Source organism: Microbacterium sp. NPDC008134, from assembly GCF_042957055.1.
In the GTDB taxonomy this organism is placed as follows: domain Bacteria; phylum Actinomycetota; class Actinomycetes; order Actinomycetales; family Microbacteriaceae; genus Microbacterium.
In genome coordinates this window covers 210,753-227,784 of the sequence record NZ_JBIBHO010000002.1, presented here as the reverse complement: position 1 = coordinate 227,784, position 17,032 = coordinate 210,753, and the positions used below count along the sequence as shown (strand labels likewise).

Genomic DNA, 17,032 nt, shown 5'->3' with positions numbered 1-17,032 from the left:
CGTGCTCCTAGGACGAAGAAACCCCCGCCGAGGCGAGGGTTGAGGGTCGAACCGGGTTGACCGGGAGGCCGAGCGATTTTCGGGCGGCGGATGCCTGGTCTCGGGTCTTGCCGAGTGCTTCGGCCACCTGCGCATCCGTGTATCGGCGGACGGTGACGAGTTCCTTCACCTTCGCCTGGTACGGGCTGGCCGGGACGGGGAGACCGTCCGGGCCGAGCGTGCGCCGCTTCCTGGTGCCACGCGGGGCCGGGGCCGGCCGCGTCGTGCTCGGTGCCGCGGCCTGCTCGCGCTCGACGACCTGAACGGGCGTCATACCGCCGTCGACAGCACGGCGGAAGCCGTAGTCGCCTGCGTAGCGGAAGTGCACGTCACGGCACGCGATCCGTGCAGGGCAGTTCGCGCCCTTGCAACCTCGGGAGTACCCCGCGGTGGAGCCGTGCGGGAAATCGGGATCGGACAGGATGTCAGCACTCATGCGAGCCACTTCTCTCGTTCGGCGGCGAGGTAGCGCCGCAGTTGTTCGGTCTTCTCTTGGAAGGCGACGGCCAGCGCGTCCTTCACGGGCAGCGCGAAGATGCGCTCCCTGCGAAGACGCCGCCGACGCCGAGGGGACTCCTCGAGTTCGCGCACGAAGTCGGCGAACCACTCGTCGGACAGCCCCCAGTCGTACGTCGGCGACGTCATCACTCCGCCAGCGAGTCGCGAAGGGCGCGCACCCATGCGTTCTGGGCCGCGACGCGCTCCCGCTCTTCGGCTAGGCGCTGGACGTCGCGTCCGTGCTCTTTCGTCAGCCGGGCGATCTCCTGCTGGGCGTAGAGGTCAGCCGACACCCGCTCGGGCACTTGCGGGGTGTAGTGACCGCAGTCGAATCGGATCGACGACTCGATCTGCTCGATCATGAATGTCTTGAGGCCGAAGTGCTCGGGCGTCGGCGGCACCCATGCCTGCACCTCCGTAAGCATTCCCCTGTACCGCGCTTCCATCGCGGCCCGATCGGCGACGTACTTATCGCGGTGAGCGGCGGCCTCAACGATCGTCTGATCCTGCAGCTCCTCCCACTCAGAAGCCGAGCGGTCGATCGCCTCCTGCAACTGGGCGGCCGACTTCGAGACGTGGTCGAGGTAGTAGACGTCGAGGGTGCGCTCACGGATCTCGACGTCGGGCGACTCGTCGCGCTGCGTGATCGCGGCGCCCATCGCTCGAGAGCACTTGAGCACGAACTGCTGGAACGTGATCGGCTTGCCGTCGTGAAGATCGGCGGTGTAACCAGTGGGCATGACTTCCTCCTGAGACGAGAAAGGCCACCGTCCCGAATGGGAGGTGGCCAGTTGATGGTGTGGGCTCAGCCGAGCCCGGATTCGTGGATGTACTGCTCCACCTCGGCCGGTGACCGGGTGATGGCGGCGAGCACGTACTTCGTGGGTGCTCGAGGTGGCGTCTTGATCTTGTTCAGAATCCAGATGGATACGTTGACGGCGTCCGGTGGCTCGAGTGTGATTCCGAGCCTGTCGATTATGTGCGCTCTGACGCGCAGTACGTCGATCCCGTGCTGGCTTGCCAGCGTGCTTCGGTAGGGCTCAGATTGATCGTCCGTCGCGCCGCTCGCGCGTGTATCTCGTGACGGACTCTCTGAAAGGTGAGTAGAAGTCTGGTGACTCTGACTCTGACTCTGACTGTGCTTCTCGTTGCCAGAGTCGGCCTTACCGTTGCTAGCACTTGCTTGGGCCTTGGCAAGCCCGCCCTTACGCCCCGCCTCGGCCCGCTTGCTGGACAGCGCCTCTCGATCCGCCTTGGTCTGCTGATGCTTCGAGTACTCCCGAATCACGTAGTCGGTGCCGTCGCGCAGCACGAGCGGCCGCGTCGGATGCGAGCCGATGAGAGCGTCGAGAATCTCCGCGGGCCAGAGGAACTCGGCGTCCTCTGCGCTGAATCTGCCGTCGTTGTCTGCGATGCGCGCCTCGCCGTTCATCTCCACGAATGCCCACTTGACCTCCGCCGGCTGGTTGCGCAGCTTCGGGTGCCGGTGAAAGTCGTTCGGGAAGGTCATGTAGAGGCGCTCATCCTTCGCCATAGCGATCCCTCCCGAAGAGCATGTCCCAGAGCTCGTCGCTCATCGTGTTCTCGACCTTGAACTGCAACGAGAACGTCGGCTCAGGTGTGGGCGGCTCTGCGGGGCGCAGCACCATGTGTGGCCGCTCGTCGGGAACGGGGCGCCCCCATCCGTCGGTGACGCTGTCGATCTCGAGGCGCTGACATCCCGGTCGCCACTCGGTGATGACGTCCGCTCGAGCAGAGTGCCCGTCGTCGGCGATCGTCACGGCCACATGCGGGAAGACCGTGCGGTGCCTCAGGCGTCCCGCGGACTTCGCCTTGTTCCGCCATCCGCGCACCTTCATCCGGGGGAAGTGCACGGGCGTGCGTGGTTTCTGAGCCATCACGGCTCCTTTCGGTACTGCGCCAGCTCGGACTCGAGTTCTGCGACTCGCGACTCCGCCGCCGCGGCTTTGTCGGCCGGCGTGAGGCCGTCGACTCGCTGCATGGTGAACACGAACTCTGGCTCGGCGCCGCCGTCGACCGCGAGCTTCGTCTCGACGTAGTTCACGCCGCCTACGGCCTCGAACCATTGGCGCGCGATCTCCGAGACGAGGAGGACGGTGTACTGGGTGTCCTCCACAGTGAGCGCGACCTTTCCGTCTGCGAGCGAGAGGTACTTGAGTCGCAGTTGGTCGTTGGACGTGGACGGCAGAACGCCGCGGCCGCGCTTTCGCGGCCCCCAACCGTCTTCGGGCTCGACGATCTGCATCTGATCTCCCTGGGGAGCGATTCGAACGTCTCCCGTTCCGTAGACGCGCTCGATGCATTCGTGGATGGTCTGCATCGCGTCGAGGGGGATCGGGAGCGAGAACGCCGCTCCCGACTTCCGTCGGATATCCATCGGGTGTTCTCCTCTCAGTCGTCGTCGCACCGGCAGGGCTTCACGAGCCAGCAGTCGGGGCAGACGATCTCTTTCGGTGCGAGGGTCGTCGGGTCGGGCTCCGAGACGCAGTCGACGTGGCGGTACTGGCCGTCGTCGTCCTTCTCGATCTCGTCGCCCTCGTGGATTCGGTGGCCGCACGCTGCGGCGCACGTGCCGTTGTACTGGGCCTTGAAGCTCACGTCGCCTCCTCTTTCAGTCCGTCCAGCGCCTCGGCGACCGTGCGGATCGTCGTCGCGGCCATCTCGCCGAGACTGGCGAGTGCCTCGCCGAACGCGACAGCCAGCGCCGTCATCGACTCGATGTAGGACGCGAGCGCTTCGGCGTCGGGGTCGACCCCGATGCGGATCAGCGCGGCGCGGGCGTCCCGGTCGATCTGTCGCTGAACGCGTCGGTTCGCGGCCGCGATCTCCTTCTCGACGTCCATGGTCATGTCGTGGCTCCGATCTGTCGGGTGATGGCGAGCACCGTCTCGGGGTCGCGGGTCGCGAGGTCGCGGAGGCCGAGCGCTCCCGTGTATGGAATCGGCTCGGCGAGCGCGCGAGGCTTCGCGAGCACGAGGTGATAGCCGCCCGGGCTCGGGAACTCCTGCGCCCAGCCGGGTGAGCAGACATGGCCGACGCGGGTGTACGGGTCGAAGCACACGGGCTGACCGGCATGGGTGTTCGAGGTGCTCGGCTTGCTGAGGTGCACGTCGACCAAGTCGACAACCCCGATGATCGCCCCGTGCACGTTCCATGCGGATCGCGGGTCTGGTGCGTCGATGTCCCAGAGGTATCCGCCGGGGAACACTTCGGCGCCGGCCGCTATGGCGGCCTCGTCCTGTGCAGCTCTGAGCGCACGCGATCGGACATGCGAGTCCGTGTCGTAAGCGAGTCCCGCGTGGATGGCGACGGGGCCGCGATAGCCACCGGCAATGTTCCGCGGCCGGTTCTCGACGTCCTTGCCGCCGTGGATGATCGCCCATGCCCACGGCTGGCGAACGGTGAGGATTCTCATCGACGATCCTTTCGAGGGAGCGGATGGACAAGAGGCGGTTCGGGCATCCGCCCATCGGGTGTGTAGCGCGCGAAAGTAGCGCGAATCGCGTCCTCGGAGACGTGCCCGCCACGCGCTTCGTTACGGGCCAGCGCGAGGTCGAGCGACACCGGGAAGTCGACGAACGAGAACGGATAGCCGAGGCTGAGCCAGGGCCTGACGTACTCGGGGCGGAGGTTCATGCCGTCGATGATGACGTCTCGACCAGAGCGAAGCGCGGCGAGGGCGGTACTGCGCTCGATGCGGCTGACGAGTCGCTCGAGGTCTCGAGAGAGCAGCGTCTTCGGCCCGCCGGAGATCATGTGCCGGATGTCGTCGCGGTTGACGCGCACGCGGTTCTCCGGGTCAGCCGCGGCCCATGCCTTCGCGAACTTCGACTTGCCCGACGCCTGGATGCCGCGGACGAGGATGAGGGTGGGCATTACGTGTCCTTCTGGTTGCGGTGGTCTGCGAGGCTGACGATGCCTGCGATGTTCTGTGGTGGTTTCGGCTCGGGCGTCTTCGTGCCGCGTGTGTAGTACGAATCGACCCATGCGTAGAGCTCTTCGAGCCCTCTCGGGAAGTAGCGCAACAGGCGTCCCCCGCTGTTCGCTTTCGGTTCCGGGGAACCGTTGTCCTCCCACGCCTGGCGAGCGGCGCGCAGAGTGGCGTTCGTCTGCGCCTGGTGGCGTTCGTCCTTGCACGCCCCGACCTGCGTGCGCTCGCCCGTCATCGGGTTCACGAGCATCGTGCGCATCCGCACCTCACGAGTGCATGGCGCGCCTGCGGGTCGGAGCATGGTGCCGAGACACCGCGGCCGCGCATTCATGTCAGGTCGATACTTCGGCACGTCGTCGTAGAGCAGATGCCGGAGGCCAGGCGTGAGTTCTTCGATGGTGCCCGTGCGACCCATCAGCCGCAGCGTCCTGTACGTCCAGTTCTCGCGCCGGAACTCCTTGACTGCCTTCCGTTCGGGCTGCGTCTCCCACAGATGGAGTGCGGCGAGAGCAAAAAGCCGCAGCGATTCGGGGAGGTCGGGATCGCTGAATATGCTCTCCCGGATCTCTTTCGCTTCGAGAGTGCGCTTGATATCGACCATGGGGGCGCCCCGTTCTCCGGGGCACCCCCGGTCAGTCGTTCGGGGCAGGCTCGAGCGTGCCCTCGGGTGTGCGGATGACGCGGCGTCCGTCCCACAGCGTCATGGGTGTCGTCGCGGGGTTCTGTGTCTGTCGAATCCGGAAGCCGCGCTGCTCGGCTTCCTTCGGATGGGACTCGATGTAGCCGTGGCAGCCGGTCGTGCCGGTGCCGTGCACGAGAACGCCGTTCTGCGCCTTCCCGGTATCGGCGAGACGCGAGCCGCCCATGCCGCGGGCCCGGACGTGCTGCAGGCTGTACTCCCCCGGCTCGATGCGCACGGGACGCCCGCACCACTGGCAGGTGGGCGTCCCGTGCTCGTCGGAGTCGCGGCGGATGATGATCCATCGGATGCGCGGCGTGAACGCGCTCGTCACGCGGGCTCCATGATCTTCGCGGCGAGCGCCGCGGCGAATGCCTCCGGGAGGGTGTCGTAGCCGCCCCACGCCGTGCCCGGGTACAGGGTGGCGTCGTCTCGCGAGACGTCCACATACCAGTACCCGTCGGCGCGCGAGCGGCGCACGAACGGCCTCACGTCGACAGCCCGAGTCGGATCAGCTCCCGGAGGTGCTGGGACTCGTTGAAGCGCAGCGGCCGCTTCCCCTTCTCGACGTTGTAGACCGTCGCCTGGGACCAGCGGAAGCCGCGCTCGGCCATCGCCGCGGCGAGGTCAGCCTGCGAGAGCCCGGCGGCCTCGCGCGCTCCCATGACGTCGCGCCCGATGGCGGCGTCCGTCTGCGGTTCGAGCGTTGCCGTCTGCTCGTCCGGCTCATTCGGCTTCGGTGCCGTCGCGAGGATGCCGAGGTTCCGGATCGCGCGGGAGATCGCCGAGGTCTCGGCCGTCTCCTGCGCGTACCGTCGCACGTACTCGTCCTCGTCGCGCTCGCTCCGCGTGGCGTGGGCGACGACATCGGCACGCTCCGAGCTGGCGTCCTTTCGGACGTACGCGCGGGCGGTGTAGCTCCGATAAGGGATGCCGTCGGCGTCGGCGAGAGTCTCGATTTCGACCTCGGGGAGGATCGAGCCGTCCGGATGCTTCTCCCAGAAGGCCTCGATGCGGTCAGCGGCCCGAATGACGTCGTCGGGCGTCTCGGCGCGCGGAGGGCGGTTGATCCGGGACTGTCGGTCGTCGATCGGGAAGTGGATGTCGTCTTCGGTGATGCTCATGCTGCTGATCCTTCGAAATCGTCGATGTACTGGTTCACGTGCCACACGGGCGCGCGGAGGATGCCGATCGGGCTGTCGCCGCGGTTTCGGTAACCCGGCCACTTCCCCGTCTCGAGACCGCGTGCGTAGCGCTCGCGCGCCTCGCGAGCACGACGTCGCGCCATCAGCAACTCGTCGTCGCCGAGGCGGAACACGTTGGTGAGGAAGGGCGCGGACGACTCGACCACGACCCAGAGGTACGGCAGGGTCTCGCCGGTGATGAGGTGGTAGAGGTGCTCGTAGTGGGCGAGCTGGACGTCGTACCCCAGGCGGAAGATCGCCTTGCCGAACGCCTCCTCCGAAGCGTCGTCGCCGGTCGTCTTGAGATCGAGGATCATCCGGCCGAGCCAGTCGAGCCGGCCGCGGTTCAGCGTCCCGGTAGCGGGGTCGGTCGCGAACATCGACACCTCGGGCGCGCCCGTCTCGAGGAGCTTCTTCGCGGTCGGGTTCGCGAGCACCGACTCGACCATCCGGTCGACGGTGAGCGTCGTCGCGCGCTTCACGGGGATGAGTCCACGTTCGCGGGCGTCCGCCTCGAACGCCTTCGCGGCCTTCGTGCTCGCCGCGCCGTTCGAGCCGAGCACGTTGTCGAGCTCTTTCTCCTCGAACTCGAACGTCTCGTCGCCGGTGCCGTCCGGGTAGATCGCGGTGTACGCGCCGACGCCGAGCACCTTCGAGTGCACCGCGGAGCCGAGGTCGAACTCTGCGCGCGGCTCCTCAGGGTGCGTCGCGTAGTGGTGGAAGTGCGCGGGCGACCGGAGGATGCGCTTCGCGCCGGTCGAGCTGAGGCCGGGGAGACGGTGGTAGGTCGCTTCGTCGAGGCCGTGGACGAGGCCGTCGTATTCGATGTCGGTCATGCTTCCTCGTTCTGTCGGTACTTCGGCCACTCGACGACTCCGTTGAGCCAGTCGACGTCCTCGGGCTCCCAGGGGAATCGGCTTACGATCCACGGCCCTCCCGGCTCGTCCTGGTACTCGATCACTGCGGTGGTCTCCTTCGATGCGGTCGACGCGCTCACGGGGCACCCGCGATCAGGTAGGCCGAGCCCATGCCGACGATCGCCAGCGAGGCGGCGGCGATCGCGAGCGTCGCGCCCATGGCGGCCCGCGAGACGCGTGTGCGCCCCATCGGGAGCGGGGTGCTGTCGGTGCGCGGTGCGTTCACGGGCGGCGATACTTCGATCGCTGTGTCGGTCATCGCTTCTCCCCCTCAGGACGGTGGACGATGATGTTGTACTCGCCGCGTGCGGTTCGACCGCGCTTCACGCTGCGGACGATCATGATGATGAGCGCGGCGAGGAACGCGATGACGGCGAGCGAGGCGATGGCGATGACGACGGCGAGCGCCCAGAGCATGATGTCGAACGGGGTCACGATTCTTCCCAGGTGATTCGGGCGCCGGAGGGCGCGGTGATGGTGGTGCCGTTGGCGAGGTAGTAGATGCTGTTCGGGCCGTCGTGGACGATCCGGGCGATGCGCTCGGCCGGCGAGAACTCGATGGCGAGGCCGAGCGACTGCATCGACTGGACGCGATCGTTCTCGGCGGGTTGAGCGACCGAGCGCGCGCCTACCCAGCCCGTGCGCACGGTGCGCTCCCGGAAGCGGGAGGGGCGACGTGGCGCGGTCATGTGTCGTCACCCTGCATGTGCGCGGTGATGCGCGCGTGGGCGCTGAGTGGCTCGGCGGCGAGTTCGATTCGCTCCGCTCCGCCCCACCGGATGCCGGTGCCGCGGAGGACCCCGATGTGCTTCTTCATCTGCGAGGCCCGCTTGTGCACGCTGTAGAACGCGACGATCGGCCAGTCGTTCTTCGCTCGACGGGACTGGTAGACGTGCTCGAGTTCGGCGGGCGTCTGCGGGCCGAGCTCCTCGAGGAGGTCGACGATCGCGTGCATCACCTTCTCGGTGTTCGTGCCGGTGAGGCTGATCGCCGCGGTGCGGGAGACATCGGGGTCGTCCGAGTGGACGAGTGCGTTGGTCTTCATCACTGCTCCTGTTCTTCGGTCTTCGAGGTGAGGTAGCGGCCGCTGAGTGCGCTCCGGCGCGCACCGGTGACGCGGTAGGTGCCGCCGCCGAGGTCTTGGAATGCGGTCGGGGCCGCCCGAACGCCGGTGCCGCCGCAGTCGAGGCAGTCGCGCTCCTCGTCGGGGTCTTTCGAGACGGAGTAGAAGCCCCACCCCTGACACATCGGGCAGGGATTCTCGACGCCGGGCCGCGGGGCGCTCACACCCCCCCGCTTCGCTCTGGGCGCGGGTTCTGCTCCCAGAGATCGCTCGTGGCCCACATGATCGTGCGGATCACGTTGATCCCCTGGTCCGTCTCGGCGACCGCGACGATGACGCGCCCGCGCACCCACATCCACGACTCGTGCGTCGGCGACCAGAGCACCTGCTCGGGAAACCTCAGCGCGTCGCCGATCTCTCGGCGATCGAGGCGCGCCTGCGTCGCCATGAGTTCGAACCGGTCGTTGGCGTGCCGGGACATGGCGATCGTGTCGGCGTTGATGTCGGGCGCGCCATCGCGCTTCATCGCCGAGCGCAGCGGGTCGTCCTTCGGCCGGATGTCACGCGTCGCGTATCGCTCCTGGACGGAGACGAGAATCGCGCGGGCGCGGCCGGGCATGACGTCGGCCGGCACATACTGGACGCCCCCGTCGGGGAAGATGTAGCGCGTGCCGCCGGGGCTTCGATCGAGGCGACGACCGCCGAGCGCACGGAACTCGCGATCAAGACGCTTCGTCGGCTGACGGAAGAACTCACTGCCCATCGGACGCCGCCCATGCGCGGCCGAGCGCGTTCCCTGCGGGCACCGTGGCTACGGGCTGGCAGAACACGATGCGACCGTCGAGGTACAGGGTGACTTTCGGCTTCCGCTGACGCGTCTTACCGACCTTCCATGTGCGCATCGGCACTCCTCTCATAGAAAGGCCCGGGCGGTTTCACCTCGCCCGGGCCTGATTCCTCGGTTGGCGATCCGTTCGACGGAGGATCAGTCCGACCAGTCGCGGCGATGCCGTTCCTGGGTTTCGTGCCCATGGGCGATCTGCGAGCGCACGCACGGGCTGAGTGAGTCAGAGGGACTCGAGCAGGGCGACCGTTGACTCAGCACGGCGAAGCTGGTTCGCGTAGTAGTCGTCCTCGCCCTTGCCGTACTGCTCGATGAACTCGGCACGCTCCTGCAGGTGGCTCTTGGCTCGTGCGACAGCTTCCGAGCGCTCGCTCTCGGTGAGAACGTCCCAGAGAGGCGGCTTGACGATGTCTCCGTCCCCGTAGACGAGGTGGAGGGCGATGTCGCTACCGACATACTTCACGTGCATGTTCGCCCAGCGGTCGTAGTACGCGGCCTTGTAGCCGATGCTCACGCGCTCGACGCCACGCTCGTCCTTGATGACCGAGTACATCGAGTGATCGGTGGGTTCCTTCGTCCAGCCGTCCGGTATGGTCGCGTACACGAACAGGTCGTCGCCGGGTACTGGGTCGCCCTTGGTGAACCCGAGCGCGGTGAGCGCATCCCAGTCGGCTTCGGTCGGGAGCTGCTCGCTCGCGACGACCTGCGCCTGACCGCGCGCCTCTTGAGCCTCGACGAATCCGCCGGGATTCCCCAGCGCCTCAGCGAAGAGGATCAACGGATCGGTCGCGCTGGTGTTCTCGATACCGGTCACGACGCGCTCGCTTCGTTGCCGGTCTCCTTCGTGACCGAATCCCAGCGCCCGGGCGCGAAGATGGCGACGATCGGCGATGCGAACGTTCCACCATCTTCGGCGACGTGCAGTTCGCCGTTCTCGGTATAGATCGCCGCGCCATCCACCTTGACGGTTTCCGTCGGGGTCTCGACGATCCACTTGTTCTGCGTATCTGACATGCGGTTCCTCCTGGGTTGCGGTGATGGAAGTGCCCGCCGTGGACTGGCCCACGGTGTACTGCCTGGTTCGGGCGCCGGCGATATCTCGTCGCCGGTCGGAAATCAGTGGGCTTCCCTTCGATGAGTCACCCGCGTCCTGTTCAGCGCTTCGCGCGTCACGGTCGCTGCGGGGCGTCGGCGCGACATAGCGTCTCCCCCGCTCGAGCGCACCTTCTCGGCTTGACCTTCGGCGCGCGTTCCCCCCGCACAGTCGTCCTCCGCATCGTCTCGGGCCTGCCACGGCCCGCCGAAGCGAGTGCATGAGGGGTCGCAGCATCGTGGCGTCGACTGGCCCCTCGTATCCCTGTGCGGGATTCGGTCTGTGTGGAGTTGAGTTGGTGCACGTGCTGATCCCCTCGCGGAGAGCGCACTAAGTACCGGCCCTGTCGCATGCGGCAGGGATCGCGGCGACCCGGTTTAGCGACGCGGGCGGTCAGAGGTGGCGCGGAAAGCGCGGATCAGGCGGAAGGAGAGGTCGGCCCAGAGCACGACACCGAGCGGGAGCCAGAACCAGACCGGGAGGGTGTCGGGCGACATCAGCGGCCCTCGGCGTCCCGCTCGGGGAGCGAATCGACGTAGCGGTCGAGTTCGGCCTTGGTGAACTTCACCCGCTTCCCGTCGCCGACGGGGATGAGTTCCCCCTTCGCACGGAGGTCGTCGAGCTCGCGGAGCGAGACGGAGAGGTAGAAGGCGCCGAGCTCGCGGGTGAACAGCGCCGGCGGGAATTCGATGCGCTGGACGACGCCGGCGCTCATGCCGCTGCTCCGACCGGGGCTTCGACGACAGCGGCGTCGTGGACGATCTCGAACGCTTCGCCCATGCCGAGGCCGAAGGCGACGCAGAAGCTCGCGATGAACGCGCCGGACGGCTGCGATCCTCGCTGGACGCGGCGGAGGGTCGTGCGATCGGTGCCGATCAGACGAGCCATGGCTTCCTCGGAGGGAAGATTACGGGCCTCGCGGAGGCGGTCGATGAGACCGTCTCGGATTCGGATGGAGACTGACATCTCACTCCCTTCGTGTTGCATTCCTGCCTTGTGATGAGGCAACTCTGCCACACAATTTCAGTTAAGCAAGTCATATCCGCACCACTTGGGCGAAGGTGTGTCGCGCATCCGCTCCATTACGAGGATGTTCGGGTTGCATGTGATGCAAAAGTGCATCAAACTGAGTTCATGCCAGTGAACATCAGCGACTACTTCCTGCGAGCTACCGGATCGCGGAGCGTGCGCGCGATCGCCCTGCGGGCAGGACTCGAGCCGTCAACGCTGAACCGTCAGCTCACGGGGTCGACGAACCTCCCGGTGGAGACTGTCGTCTCGATCTGTCGGGCGTTCGACCTCGACCTCGCGGACGCCTTCGTCGCCGCTGGCTACATCACCGACGAAGAGGCGAATCGCCTGGGCGCGCGAGTCGCGCTCTCCGCCTTCGACGACCTCGAGCTGGCGCGCGAGATCGTCGTGCGCATCGAGAACGCCACGGCGACCGAAGACCTCACGGGCGACCTGCCGATTCCGATCGGTGTCCGTGGCCCCGTGCAAGATGACCTTCGAGCGGTCGCGTCCGAGAGGGAGGACGCCGACGAAACGGACGAGGGGTACGAGGGATGAGGGGAAAGCTCGAGGACATGGCGGCGAGCCTGGGGGTCACGATCGAGTATGTCGACCTGGCGACCCGCGACGGCGAGTACCGCCACGACTTGAAGCGCATCCGCCTGCGCAACGGCATGACCCTACGCAAGGAGATCTGCGCGCTCGCGCACGAGCTCTGTCACGCGGTGTGGGGCGATGTGCCCTCGAAGTTCGGCCCCGTGCACGCGAAGCAGGAGCGCCGCGCCGATGAGTGGGCGGCGATGCTCCTCATCACGCCGGAGCGCTACCGCGCCGCGGAGGAGCGCTGGGACGCGCACGTCGGCGCGATCGCGTACGACCTCGGCGTGACTACGAAGATCGTCCTCGCGTTCCAGCGTCTCCTCGCGCGCATCGGGGACGACGTCTACGTCGACCCGCGCATGGGACTCGGCCAGTGGGCCGAGAAGGTGCCGGCAGGCTGACCCGCCGCCCTCACTTCCGGTGGTCAGTCCAGGATTGGCCGTTCCACCAACGCAGGTTGGGCGTGCCGTCGGGGTCGGAGTACCAGCCGGCTGCAGGGCCGCCGGCGATCGGCGGAGCGGCATGCTGCGCTGGCGTCGCCTGCCCCTCGTAGAACGACGGCGGGAACGGGCGTCCGTCGGCGTTGGGGCCGGGGTCGAAGACTGCGCTCATCGCGCGGCCGACGAGGCTCTGCGCACCGGGACGGTCGTGGAGCGACATCTGGTGCCCGCAGGTGTTACAGGTGCGGGAGAGCGCCATCGCGGCCTCGGAGAGCCCGACGGTCGCGACCGCGGCGCCGACCCGGCCGGTGTTACGGACGCCGACTGCGGCCCGGCTCGTCGTGCACTTGTGGCAGTCCGCGCATCCGGTGAAGACGCGCTGTCGTTTTCCCATGGTCGAGAGCCTACCTTTCGAGCGCGACGGCGAAGTGGTCGCCGAGGGCTTGAAGCGCGCGACGCGCCTCGGCAGACGAGACGTGCTGGTAGCCGCGAGTGGTGCGCACGTCCACGTGGCCCACGATCTCGCCGATGACCTTCGCGTCTACGCCGAGCTCCATGAGCACAGTCGCGGTCGTGTGGCGCGCGAAGTGCGTCGTGGGGGTGTCTGGCGTGCCCGCGGGACGCTCGCGCGGCGGAAGCGCCTGCTCTGCGGTGATGACGCCCGCCTCGAGGAGGATCGAACGCCACTCGGCCTGATCCTGCTCTGGCGTGATCGGTGAGCCGTCGTCGTTCCGCCAGATGAGGCCGTGCGGGTTCGGCCGGGTGTCGGCGGCGAGGTAGGTGGTGAGGACGTTCTCGAGCGCGGGGATGAGGGGGAACGTGCGGACGTTGCCGGACTTCGGTCGCACGATGCAGAGGCGTCCGTCGAGCTGACGATGCACGAGGCCTGGGCCGACCATCAGTTTCCGGTTCGGGCACGCGCCGGCGCGCTTCTTCGCGCACGGCTCGCTGCATCCGTGTCGGAAGCGCACCTCGGTGAGCGACCACTGGACGGTGAAGTCGTGCGCGGCGAAGTCCGCGCTGTCGATCGTCGCGCCGAGGCGCTCACCCTGCCGCATGCCGGTGAGGATCGCGAACCACCACCGGGAGCCGTCGGGCCGGCTGAGAGCGGTCTGCAGGACGCGGAGGGCGACGTCGGTGTCGAGCGCGCCGCGGCCGCCCTCACCCCGCCCGGGAGGCGTGACGTCCTGGGCGACGTTCTTCGCGCAGACGCCGTCCATGCGCGCGGCCTCAAGCATCGAGGAGAGCACCGCGTGCACCTTCTGCGCGGATGACACGGCGCGGCCCGCGTCGGTGACGGACTTCGTGACCGCGCGCACGTCGGACGGCTTCAACGCGGAGACGCGCTTCTTCCGCAACGCGGGCAGAACCCACTTCCGAACGGCGGACTCGTAGCCGGCGAGAGCCGCGGGCTTCATGCTCGGCTCGCAGACGGTGCGGAGCCAGTGCTCCGCCCACGTCTCGACGGTCACCGCTTTATCGAGCGGGGCGCCGAACTGGTCGATCTCGGCGCGGAGGGCGTCGAGCTTCTTCCGCGCTTCGGCCTGGGTGCGCCCGGCGACGTAGCGCTGACGCCTTCGTCCGTCGGGGTGAAAGCCATCGTCGACCACACCGCGCCAGAGTCCCCGGCTCTTGATGTAGTAGAGCCCTCCGTCGCCGTGGCTGCGCTTCTTCGGCATCGTTCGTCCTCTCGTCGGAGCAGTGCACACATAGGTGCACACATGCACTCGCAATCGCTACGTTTGCAGGTGCTACCGACATAAACGACGAAACCCCCGGAATCACGGGGGATTCCGGGGGTTTGATGGAGCCGCTTGTCAGAATCGAACTGACGACCTTTTCATTACGAGTGAAATGCTCTGCCGACTGAGCTAAAGCGGCGTGCGACGGACGAACCGGCGCGATCACCGATATTACCCTGTCTCGCGCTCGCTCGCGAATCGAGCGCGACTCACGCGCGTGTCACTCGCAGCGAAGGCCGTCTTCGGGCACCACGTCGTCGAGGAAGAACGCCTCCACGGCGTTGTCGACGCATCCGTTGCCCTTGTTGTATCCGGTGTGCCCCTCGCCCACTCGCGTGATGAGCACGCCCTCGTCGAGCTGCTCGGCGAGCGCCTCCGACCACTCGTACGGCGTGGCCGGGTCGTTGGTCGTGCCGACGACCAGGATCGGCCCGGCGCCCTCGGCCGTGATCTCGCCGCGGGTTCCCGTGGGCGGGTAGGGCCACACCTCGCAGGAATCGGGTCCGGTCCAGTACGGCGCGATGGTGGGCGCACCCTCTTCGATCTTCTTCGTCGTCGCGGCCTCGGCGTCGGGGTCGTCTTCGACCGGGTAGTCCATGCAGTTGTACGCGCGGAACGCCTCGGTGGAGTTGTCGAGGTAGGAGCCGGCTTCGCGACCGTTGTAGAAGTCCGCCAGCACGAATGCCGTCGAGGGGTCGCCCTGAAGCGCTTCGTCGAGCGCCTGCGTGAGGAACGTCCAGCTGTCCTGCGAGTAGAGGGCGGCGATGATGCCCGTCATGAGCGAGTCGGCTCCGAGCATCCTTCCGTCGCCGTTCTCCAGCGGCGTGCGATCGACGCTCGCGAGCAGCGCGCCGAGATCCGCCATCGCATCGTCGACCGAACCGTTGAACGGGCAGCTGCCGGAATCGAGGCAGTCCTGCATGTAGGCGCGCAGGGCCGATTCGAATCCGAGCGCCTGCGTCGCGCCGACTTCGAGCCCGGGCACCGAGGGGTCGATCGCACCGTCGAGCACGAGGCGTCCGGCCTTCTCGGGGTACAGGTTGGCGTAGGTCGCGCCCAGGAAGGTGCCGTAGGAGTAGCCGAGGTAGTTGAGCTGCGAGTCGCCGAGCACCGCGCGGATAAGGTCCATGTCGCGGGCGGAGTTGACGGTCGTGATGTACGGCAGGATGCCGTCGCTGTTCGCGTCGCACGCCTCGGCGAACGCGGTGTTGCGCTCGGTGAGCTCGGCCTCCCACTCGGCGGTGCCGCGGGGCGAGGCCGGGATGTCGTAGAGGTAGGCGTCCATGTCGGCTGCGTCGAAGCAACGCACCGCCGTCGACCCGCCCACGCCGCGCGGGTCGAAGCCGATGACGTCGTAGTTCTCGATGAGGTCGGCTCCGACCGCGTAGTCGAGACTGTCGCGGATGAGCTCGACGCCGCTGGCCCCGGGACCGCCGGGGTTGGTGAGGAGCGACCCCATCGGCGTCTGCTCGGCCTGGTGCCGGATCACGGAGAGCTCGATTTCGCCCTCGGCGGGGTTCTCCCAGTCGAGCGGGGCGGTGATCGTCGTGCAGTCGAAGCCGGCGCCGCCGCACGAGTCCCAGCTCAACTCCTGCGAGTAGAACGGGAGGAGCTCCTCGGAGACACCCTCGGTGTCGGGGGCGTTCGTCGCCGACGGACGCGTCGCCGTCTCCTCCGGGATCATCGAATAGAGGCAGCCCGAGAGCGCGACGGACGCGACGGCGAGGCCGGCGATGAGCGCGGCGGCGCGGCGGAGGCGGGAAGTCTGACGGATGTTCACGGTGTCCTCCCGCTCGCGATGGTCACGAGCAAGCTCTCGAGGGCGAGCAGTGGGGCGACATTTCGCTCCAGCGCCTGCCGCGTATCGGCGAGGTGGTCGAGTACGACCAGCGTACGGGTCTGGGGCCAGGCTTCGGCGAGGGCGCTCAGTTCGGCCTGCAGTTCACGGTTGATCAATGCGTCGCTGCGGCCGAACTGCAGCATCACGACGTCGCGGAAGAGCGACTGCAGATCGGTGAGCACGCGATCGATGCCATCGCGCAGGCTTCGGGTGGCGCGCTTCTTCTGGTCGTCTTCCAGGGCTGAGAGCTGGGAACGCAGAGCCGGGGGAACCGCCTGTCCTTCGGCGACGCCGACCATGCGCAGCAGGTTCGCGCGCTCGGCCGCGTCGCGTTCGGCGGTCAATGCCTTGGCGTCTTCGGTGGCGGCCTGGATGATGCGCCCGGCGACCTCGACGGCGTCACCGACTCCGCGCACGCCGATCACCGAACGGAGCGTGTCGTCGCGGCGGCGACGGGCAGCCTCGTCGGTGGCGAGCCGCTGCGCCATGCCGATGTGTCGCTGCGAGTGCCGTGCCGCCTGCTCGGCGACGACCTCGTCGACCCCCGTGCGCAGACCGATCAGCCGCGCGACGTCGGCCACGTCGGGTTCGCGGAGTCTCAGCGACCGCACCCGCGAACGGATGGTCGGGAGCAGATCGGCCTCGCTGGGAGCGCAGAGGATCCAGACGGTCTTCTCGGGCGGCTCTTCGAGCGCCTTCAGCAGCACGTTCGAGGTGCGCTCGACCATGCGATCGGCATCCTCGACGACGATGACGCGATAGCGCCCGGCCGACGGAGCGAAATACGATCGCTCGACCAGGGCGCGGGCCTCGGCGATCGTGATGATGACCTTGTCGGTGCGCAGCGCCGTCACATCGGGGTGCGTGCCCGCGAGCACCTGCCGCATGGTCGCCTCGTCGTGGGGCCCCTCGGCGATCAGCGCCGCCGCGAAGGCGTAGGCGAGAGTGGAGCGCCCGGACCCCGGTGGGCCCGTGAGCAACCAGGCGTGCGACAGCGCAGACGGATCGGATGCCGCATCGCGCAGCGTCTCGACCGCGGCATCCTGCCCCCACACATCGGCCCACGGGAAAGGGGCGGCGATGGTCTCGGGCATGCACTCAGCCTAATCGGCACCGCCGACACCGACCGA

General features: G+C 67.7%; 33 protein-coding genes and 1 tRNA gene. 2 read left to right on the top strand and 32 right to left on the bottom strand.

Annotated features, from left to right (window positions below; all coding sequences use genetic code 11):
* Window positions 1-7: 7 nt before the first annotated feature.
* From ACFY9N_RS11680 to ACFY9N_RS11550, 27 genes are all read right to left on the bottom strand, one after another.
* Window positions 8-475 carry a hypothetical protein gene (locus tag ACFY9N_RS11680; RefSeq protein ID WP_391478759.1) on the bottom strand — a complete coding sequence of 156 codons (468 nt, stop codon included), beginning with the start codon at window positions 473-475 and terminating at the stop codon, window positions 8-10.
* The gene (locus tag ACFY9N_RS11675; protein WP_391478758.1) at window positions 472-684 is read right to left on the bottom strand and encodes a hypothetical protein; all 213 of its coding nucleotides are present in this window, start codon (window positions 682-684) and stop codon (window positions 472-474) included. The genes ACFY9N_RS11680 and ACFY9N_RS11675 overlap by 4 nt, the downstream gene beginning before the upstream one ends.
* Window positions 684-1,277 carry a hypothetical protein gene (locus ACFY9N_RS11670; protein ID WP_391478756.1) on the bottom strand — a complete coding sequence of 198 codons (594 nt, stop codon included), beginning with the start codon at window positions 1,275-1,277 and terminating at the stop codon, window positions 684-686. The genes ACFY9N_RS11675 and ACFY9N_RS11670 overlap by 1 nt, the downstream gene beginning before the upstream one ends.
* Window positions 1,278-1,342: 65 nt before the next feature.
* Complete coding sequence (locus ACFY9N_RS11665) at window positions 1,343-2,071, bottom strand: hypothetical protein (protein ID WP_391478755.1); 729 nt, start codon at window positions 2,069-2,071, stop codon at window positions 1,343-1,345.
* A complete protein-coding gene (locus tag ACFY9N_RS11660) occupies window positions 2,058-2,435 on the bottom strand; it encodes a hypothetical protein (protein ID WP_391478754.1) in 378 nt (125 codons plus the stop codon). The genes ACFY9N_RS11665 and ACFY9N_RS11660 overlap by 14 nt, the downstream gene beginning before the upstream one ends.
* Complete coding sequence (locus tag ACFY9N_RS11655) at window positions 2,435-2,935, bottom strand: hypothetical protein (RefSeq protein WP_391478752.1); 501 nt, start codon at window positions 2,933-2,935, stop codon at window positions 2,435-2,437. The genes ACFY9N_RS11660 and ACFY9N_RS11655 overlap by 1 nt, the downstream gene beginning before the upstream one ends.
* Before the next feature lie 14 nt (window positions 2,936-2,949).
* Window positions 2,950-3,156, bottom strand: a complete 207-nt coding sequence (locus tag ACFY9N_RS11650; RefSeq protein ID WP_391478751.1) for a hypothetical protein — start codon at window positions 3,154-3,156, stop codon at window positions 2,950-2,952.
* Window positions 3,153-3,407, bottom strand: coding sequence for a hypothetical protein (locus tag ACFY9N_RS11645; RefSeq protein WP_391478750.1), 255 nt, complete (start codon window positions 3,405-3,407; stop codon window positions 3,153-3,155). The genes ACFY9N_RS11650 and ACFY9N_RS11645 overlap by 4 nt, the downstream gene beginning before the upstream one ends.
* Window positions 3,404-3,973 (bottom strand): hypothetical protein, encoded by a 570-nt coding sequence (locus ACFY9N_RS11640; RefSeq protein WP_391478749.1) that lies wholly within the window; start codon window positions 3,971-3,973, stop codon window positions 3,404-3,406. The genes ACFY9N_RS11645 and ACFY9N_RS11640 overlap by 4 nt, the downstream gene beginning before the upstream one ends.
* Window positions 3,970-4,434 carry an AAA family ATPase gene (locus ACFY9N_RS11635; RefSeq protein ID WP_391478747.1) on the bottom strand — a complete coding sequence of 155 codons (465 nt, stop codon included), beginning with the start codon at window positions 4,432-4,434 and terminating at the stop codon, window positions 3,970-3,972. Before ACFY9N_RS11635 ends, ACFY9N_RS11640 begins: the two co-directional genes overlap by 4 nt.
* Window positions 4,434-5,090: a hypothetical protein gene (locus tag ACFY9N_RS11630; protein ID WP_391478745.1), complete on the bottom strand. Its 657-nt coding sequence runs from the start codon at window positions 5,088-5,090 to the stop codon at window positions 4,434-4,436. Before ACFY9N_RS11630 ends, ACFY9N_RS11635 begins: the two co-directional genes overlap by 1 nt.
* A 31-nt stretch (window positions 5,091-5,121) precedes the next feature.
* Entirely contained in the window at window positions 5,122-5,502 is a 381-nt protein-coding gene (locus ACFY9N_RS11625) for a hypothetical protein (RefSeq protein ID WP_391478744.1), read from the bottom strand.
* Window positions 5,499-5,660: a hypothetical protein gene (locus ACFY9N_RS11620; RefSeq protein WP_391478743.1), complete on the bottom strand. Its 162-nt coding sequence runs from the start codon at window positions 5,658-5,660 to the stop codon at window positions 5,499-5,501. Before ACFY9N_RS11620 ends, ACFY9N_RS11625 begins: the two co-directional genes overlap by 4 nt.
* Window positions 5,657-6,292: a helix-turn-helix domain-containing protein gene (locus ACFY9N_RS11615; protein ID WP_391478742.1), complete on the bottom strand. Its 636-nt coding sequence runs from the start codon at window positions 6,290-6,292 to the stop codon at window positions 5,657-5,659. The genes ACFY9N_RS11620 and ACFY9N_RS11615 overlap by 4 nt, the downstream gene beginning before the upstream one ends.
* The gene (locus ACFY9N_RS11610; RefSeq protein ID WP_391478740.1) at window positions 6,289-7,188 is read right to left on the bottom strand and encodes a PD-(D/E)XK nuclease-like domain-containing protein; all 900 of its coding nucleotides are present in this window, start codon (window positions 7,186-7,188) and stop codon (window positions 6,289-6,291) included. The genes ACFY9N_RS11615 and ACFY9N_RS11610 overlap by 4 nt, the downstream gene beginning before the upstream one ends.
* Complete coding sequence (locus ACFY9N_RS11605; protein WP_391478739.1) at window positions 7,185-7,349, bottom strand: hypothetical protein; 165 nt, start codon at window positions 7,347-7,349, stop codon at window positions 7,185-7,187. The genes ACFY9N_RS11610 and ACFY9N_RS11605 overlap by 4 nt, the downstream gene beginning before the upstream one ends.
* The gene (locus ACFY9N_RS11600) at window positions 7,346-7,528 is read right to left on the bottom strand and encodes a hypothetical protein (protein WP_391478737.1); all 183 of its coding nucleotides are present in this window, start codon (window positions 7,526-7,528) and stop codon (window positions 7,346-7,348) included. The genes ACFY9N_RS11605 and ACFY9N_RS11600 overlap by 4 nt, the downstream gene beginning before the upstream one ends.
* Window positions 7,525-7,704, bottom strand: a complete 180-nt coding sequence (locus ACFY9N_RS11595; RefSeq protein WP_391478736.1) for a hypothetical protein — start codon at window positions 7,702-7,704, stop codon at window positions 7,525-7,527. The genes ACFY9N_RS11600 and ACFY9N_RS11595 overlap by 4 nt, the downstream gene beginning before the upstream one ends.
* Window positions 7,701-7,958, bottom strand: a complete 258-nt coding sequence (locus tag ACFY9N_RS11590) for a hypothetical protein (protein WP_391478734.1) — start codon at window positions 7,956-7,958, stop codon at window positions 7,701-7,703. The genes ACFY9N_RS11595 and ACFY9N_RS11590 overlap by 4 nt, the downstream gene beginning before the upstream one ends.
* Window positions 7,955-8,314: a hypothetical protein gene (locus ACFY9N_RS11585; protein ID WP_391478733.1), complete on the bottom strand. Its 360-nt coding sequence runs from the start codon at window positions 8,312-8,314 to the stop codon at window positions 7,955-7,957. Before ACFY9N_RS11585 ends, ACFY9N_RS11590 begins: the two co-directional genes overlap by 4 nt.
* On the bottom strand, window positions 8,314-8,517 hold the full coding sequence (locus ACFY9N_RS11580; RefSeq protein ID WP_391478732.1) for a hypothetical protein: 204 nt from the start codon (window positions 8,515-8,517) through the stop codon (window positions 8,314-8,316). The genes ACFY9N_RS11585 and ACFY9N_RS11580 overlap by 1 nt, the downstream gene beginning before the upstream one ends.
* Before the next feature lie 35 nt (window positions 8,518-8,552).
* Window positions 8,553-9,095 (bottom strand): hypothetical protein, encoded by a 543-nt coding sequence (locus tag ACFY9N_RS11575; RefSeq protein ID WP_391478731.1) that lies wholly within the window; start codon window positions 9,093-9,095, stop codon window positions 8,553-8,555.
* Complete coding sequence (locus ACFY9N_RS11570) at window positions 9,085-9,234, bottom strand: hypothetical protein (RefSeq protein WP_391478729.1); 150 nt, start codon at window positions 9,232-9,234, stop codon at window positions 9,085-9,087. The genes ACFY9N_RS11575 and ACFY9N_RS11570 overlap by 11 nt, the downstream gene beginning before the upstream one ends.
* 165 nt (window positions 9,235-9,399) lie before the next feature.
* On the bottom strand, window positions 9,400-9,990 hold the full coding sequence (locus ACFY9N_RS11565) for a hypothetical protein (RefSeq protein WP_391478728.1): 591 nt from the start codon (window positions 9,988-9,990) through the stop codon (window positions 9,400-9,402).
* Window positions 9,987-10,190 carry a hypothetical protein gene (locus ACFY9N_RS11560; RefSeq protein WP_391478727.1) on the bottom strand — a complete coding sequence of 68 codons (204 nt, stop codon included), beginning with the start codon at window positions 10,188-10,190 and terminating at the stop codon, window positions 9,987-9,989. Before ACFY9N_RS11560 ends, ACFY9N_RS11565 begins: the two co-directional genes overlap by 4 nt.
* Window positions 10,191-10,765: 575 nt before the next feature.
* Complete coding sequence (locus tag ACFY9N_RS11555; protein WP_391478726.1) at window positions 10,766-10,984, bottom strand: hypothetical protein; 219 nt, start codon at window positions 10,982-10,984, stop codon at window positions 10,766-10,768.
* Window positions 10,981-11,157 carry a hypothetical protein gene (locus ACFY9N_RS11550; protein ID WP_391478725.1) on the bottom strand — a complete coding sequence of 59 codons (177 nt, stop codon included), beginning with the start codon at window positions 11,155-11,157 and terminating at the stop codon, window positions 10,981-10,983. The genes ACFY9N_RS11555 and ACFY9N_RS11550 overlap by 4 nt, the downstream gene beginning before the upstream one ends.
* A 246-nt stretch (window positions 11,158-11,403) precedes the next feature.
* On the opposite strand from ACFY9N_RS11550, the gene ACFY9N_RS11545 reads away from it, so the two are divergent.
* Together ACFY9N_RS11545 and ACFY9N_RS11540 are read left to right on the top strand one after the other, a co-directional pair.
* Window positions 11,404-11,838 carry a hypothetical protein gene (locus tag ACFY9N_RS11545; protein ID WP_391478723.1) on the top strand — a complete coding sequence of 145 codons (435 nt, stop codon included), beginning with the start codon at window positions 11,404-11,406 and terminating at the stop codon, window positions 11,836-11,838.
* On the top strand, window positions 11,835-12,281 hold the full coding sequence (locus ACFY9N_RS11540) for an ImmA/IrrE family metallo-endopeptidase (RefSeq protein WP_391478722.1): 447 nt from the start codon (window positions 11,835-11,837) through the stop codon (window positions 12,279-12,281). The genes ACFY9N_RS11545 and ACFY9N_RS11540 overlap by 4 nt, the downstream gene beginning before the upstream one ends.
* A gap of 10 nt (window positions 12,282-12,291) precedes the next feature.
* Here the strand turns inward: ACFY9N_RS11540 and ACFY9N_RS11535 are convergent, their stop codons facing one another.
* The 5 genes from ACFY9N_RS11535 to ACFY9N_RS11515 form a co-directional block, all read right to left on the bottom strand.
* Entirely contained in the window at window positions 12,292-12,714 is a 423-nt protein-coding gene (locus ACFY9N_RS11535) for a DUF2510 domain-containing protein (protein WP_391478720.1), read from the bottom strand.
* Between the two features lie 10 nt (window positions 12,715-12,724).
* Window positions 12,725-13,999: a tyrosine-type recombinase/integrase gene (locus tag ACFY9N_RS11530; protein WP_391478719.1), complete on the bottom strand. Its 1,275-nt coding sequence runs from the start codon at window positions 13,997-13,999 to the stop codon at window positions 12,725-12,727.
* Between the two features lie 126 nt (window positions 14,000-14,125).
* Window positions 14,126-14,201 (bottom strand) — tRNA-Thr (locus tag ACFY9N_RS11525).
* 81 nt (window positions 14,202-14,282) lie between these two features.
* Window positions 14,283-15,842: an alpha/beta hydrolase gene (locus tag ACFY9N_RS11520; protein ID WP_391478717.1), complete on the bottom strand. Its 1,560-nt coding sequence runs from the start codon at window positions 15,840-15,842 to the stop codon at window positions 14,283-14,285.
* The gene (locus ACFY9N_RS11515; RefSeq protein ID WP_391478716.1) at window positions 15,839-16,996 is read right to left on the bottom strand and encodes a DNA polymerase III subunit delta'; all 1,158 of its coding nucleotides are present in this window, start codon (window positions 16,994-16,996) and stop codon (window positions 15,839-15,841) included. Before ACFY9N_RS11515 ends, ACFY9N_RS11520 begins: the two co-directional genes overlap by 4 nt.
* Window positions 16,997-17,032 lie beyond the last annotated feature (36 nt).

Bases quoted from the DNA above. Each gene is read 5' to 3' on its own strand.
- ACFY9N_RS11655 (WP_391478752.1), bottom strand. From the start codon at position 2,935: ATGGATATCCGACGGAAGTCGGGAGCGGCGTTCTCGCTCCCGATCCCC.
- ACFY9N_RS11535 (WP_391478720.1), bottom strand. From the start codon at position 12,714: ATGGGAAAACGACAGCGCGTCTTCACCGGATGCGCGGACTGCCACAAG.
- ACFY9N_RS11530 (WP_391478719.1), bottom strand. From the start codon at position 13,999: ATGCCGAAGAAGCGCAGCCACGGCGACGGAGGGCTCTACTACATCAAG.
- ACFY9N_RS11555 (WP_391478726.1), bottom strand. From the start codon at position 10,984: ATGAGCGCCGGCGTCGTCCAGCGCATCGAATTCCCGCCGGCGCTGTTC.
- ACFY9N_RS11570 (WP_391478729.1), bottom strand. From the start codon at position 9,234: ATGCGCACATGGAAGGTCGGTAAGACGCGTCAGCGGAAGCCGAAAGTC.
- ACFY9N_RS11540 (WP_391478722.1), top strand. From the start codon at position 11,835: ATGAGGGGAAAGCTCGAGGACATGGCGGCGAGCCTGGGGGTCACGATC.
- ACFY9N_RS11550 (WP_391478725.1), bottom strand. From the start codon at position 11,157: ATGGCTCGTCTGATCGGCACCGATCGCACGACCCTCCGCCGCGTCCAG.
- ACFY9N_RS11635 (WP_391478747.1), bottom strand. From the start codon at position 4,434: ATGCCCACCCTCATCCTCGTCCGCGGCATCCAGGCGTCGGGCAAGTCG.
- ACFY9N_RS11670 (WP_391478756.1), bottom strand. From the start codon at position 1,277: ATGCCCACTGGTTACACCGCCGATCTTCACGACGGCAAGCCGATCACG.
- ACFY9N_RS11645 (WP_391478750.1), bottom strand. From the start codon at position 3,407: ATGACCATGGACGTCGAGAAGGAGATCGCGGCCGCGAACCGACGCGTT.
- ACFY9N_RS11630 (WP_391478745.1), bottom strand. From the start codon at position 5,090: ATGGTCGATATCAAGCGCACTCTCGAAGCGAAAGAGATCCGGGAGAGC.
- ACFY9N_RS11560 (WP_391478727.1), bottom strand. From the start codon at position 10,190: ATGTCAGATACGCAGAACAAGTGGATCGTCGAGACCCCGACGGAAACC.
- ACFY9N_RS11600 (WP_391478737.1), bottom strand. From the start codon at position 7,528: ATGACCGACACAGCGATCGAAGTATCGCCGCCCGTGAACGCACCGCGC.
- ACFY9N_RS11545 (WP_391478723.1), top strand. From the start codon at position 11,404: ATGCCAGTGAACATCAGCGACTACTTCCTGCGAGCTACCGGATCGCGG.
- ACFY9N_RS11665 (WP_391478755.1), bottom strand. From the start codon at position 2,071: ATGGCGAAGGATGAGCGCCTCTACATGACCTTCCCGAACGACTTTCAC.
- ACFY9N_RS11675 (WP_391478758.1), bottom strand. From the start codon at position 684: ATGACGTCGCCGACGTACGACTGGGGGCTGTCCGACGAGTGGTTCGCC.
- ACFY9N_RS11660 (WP_391478754.1), bottom strand. From the start codon at position 2,435: ATGGCTCAGAAACCACGCACGCCCGTGCACTTCCCCCGGATGAAGGTG.
- ACFY9N_RS11585 (WP_391478733.1), bottom strand. From the start codon at position 8,314: ATGAAGACCAACGCACTCGTCCACTCGGACGACCCCGATGTCTCCCGC.
- ACFY9N_RS11640 (WP_391478749.1), bottom strand. From the start codon at position 3,973: ATGAGAATCCTCACCGTTCGCCAGCCGTGGGCATGGGCGATCATCCAC.
- ACFY9N_RS11575 (WP_391478731.1), bottom strand. From the start codon at position 9,095: ATGGGCAGTGAGTTCTTCCGTCAGCCGACGAAGCGTCTTGATCGCGAG.
- ACFY9N_RS11590 (WP_391478734.1), bottom strand. From the start codon at position 7,958: ATGACCGCGCCACGTCGCCCCTCCCGCTTCCGGGAGCGCACCGTGCGC.
- ACFY9N_RS11680 (WP_391478759.1), bottom strand. From the start codon at position 475: ATGAGTGCTGACATCCTGTCCGATCCCGATTTCCCGCACGGCTCCACC.
- ACFY9N_RS11615 (WP_391478742.1), bottom strand. From the start codon at position 6,292: ATGAGCATCACCGAAGACGACATCCACTTCCCGATCGACGACCGACAG.
- ACFY9N_RS11515 (WP_391478716.1), bottom strand. From the start codon at position 16,996: ATGCCCGAGACCATCGCCGCCCCTTTCCCGTGGGCCGATGTGTGGGGG.
- ACFY9N_RS11610 (WP_391478740.1), bottom strand. From the start codon at position 7,188: ATGACCGACATCGAATACGACGGCCTCGTCCACGGCCTCGACGAAGCG.
- ACFY9N_RS11580 (WP_391478732.1), bottom strand. From the start codon at position 8,517: ATGTGTCAGGGGTGGGGCTTCTACTCCGTCTCGAAAGACCCCGACGAG.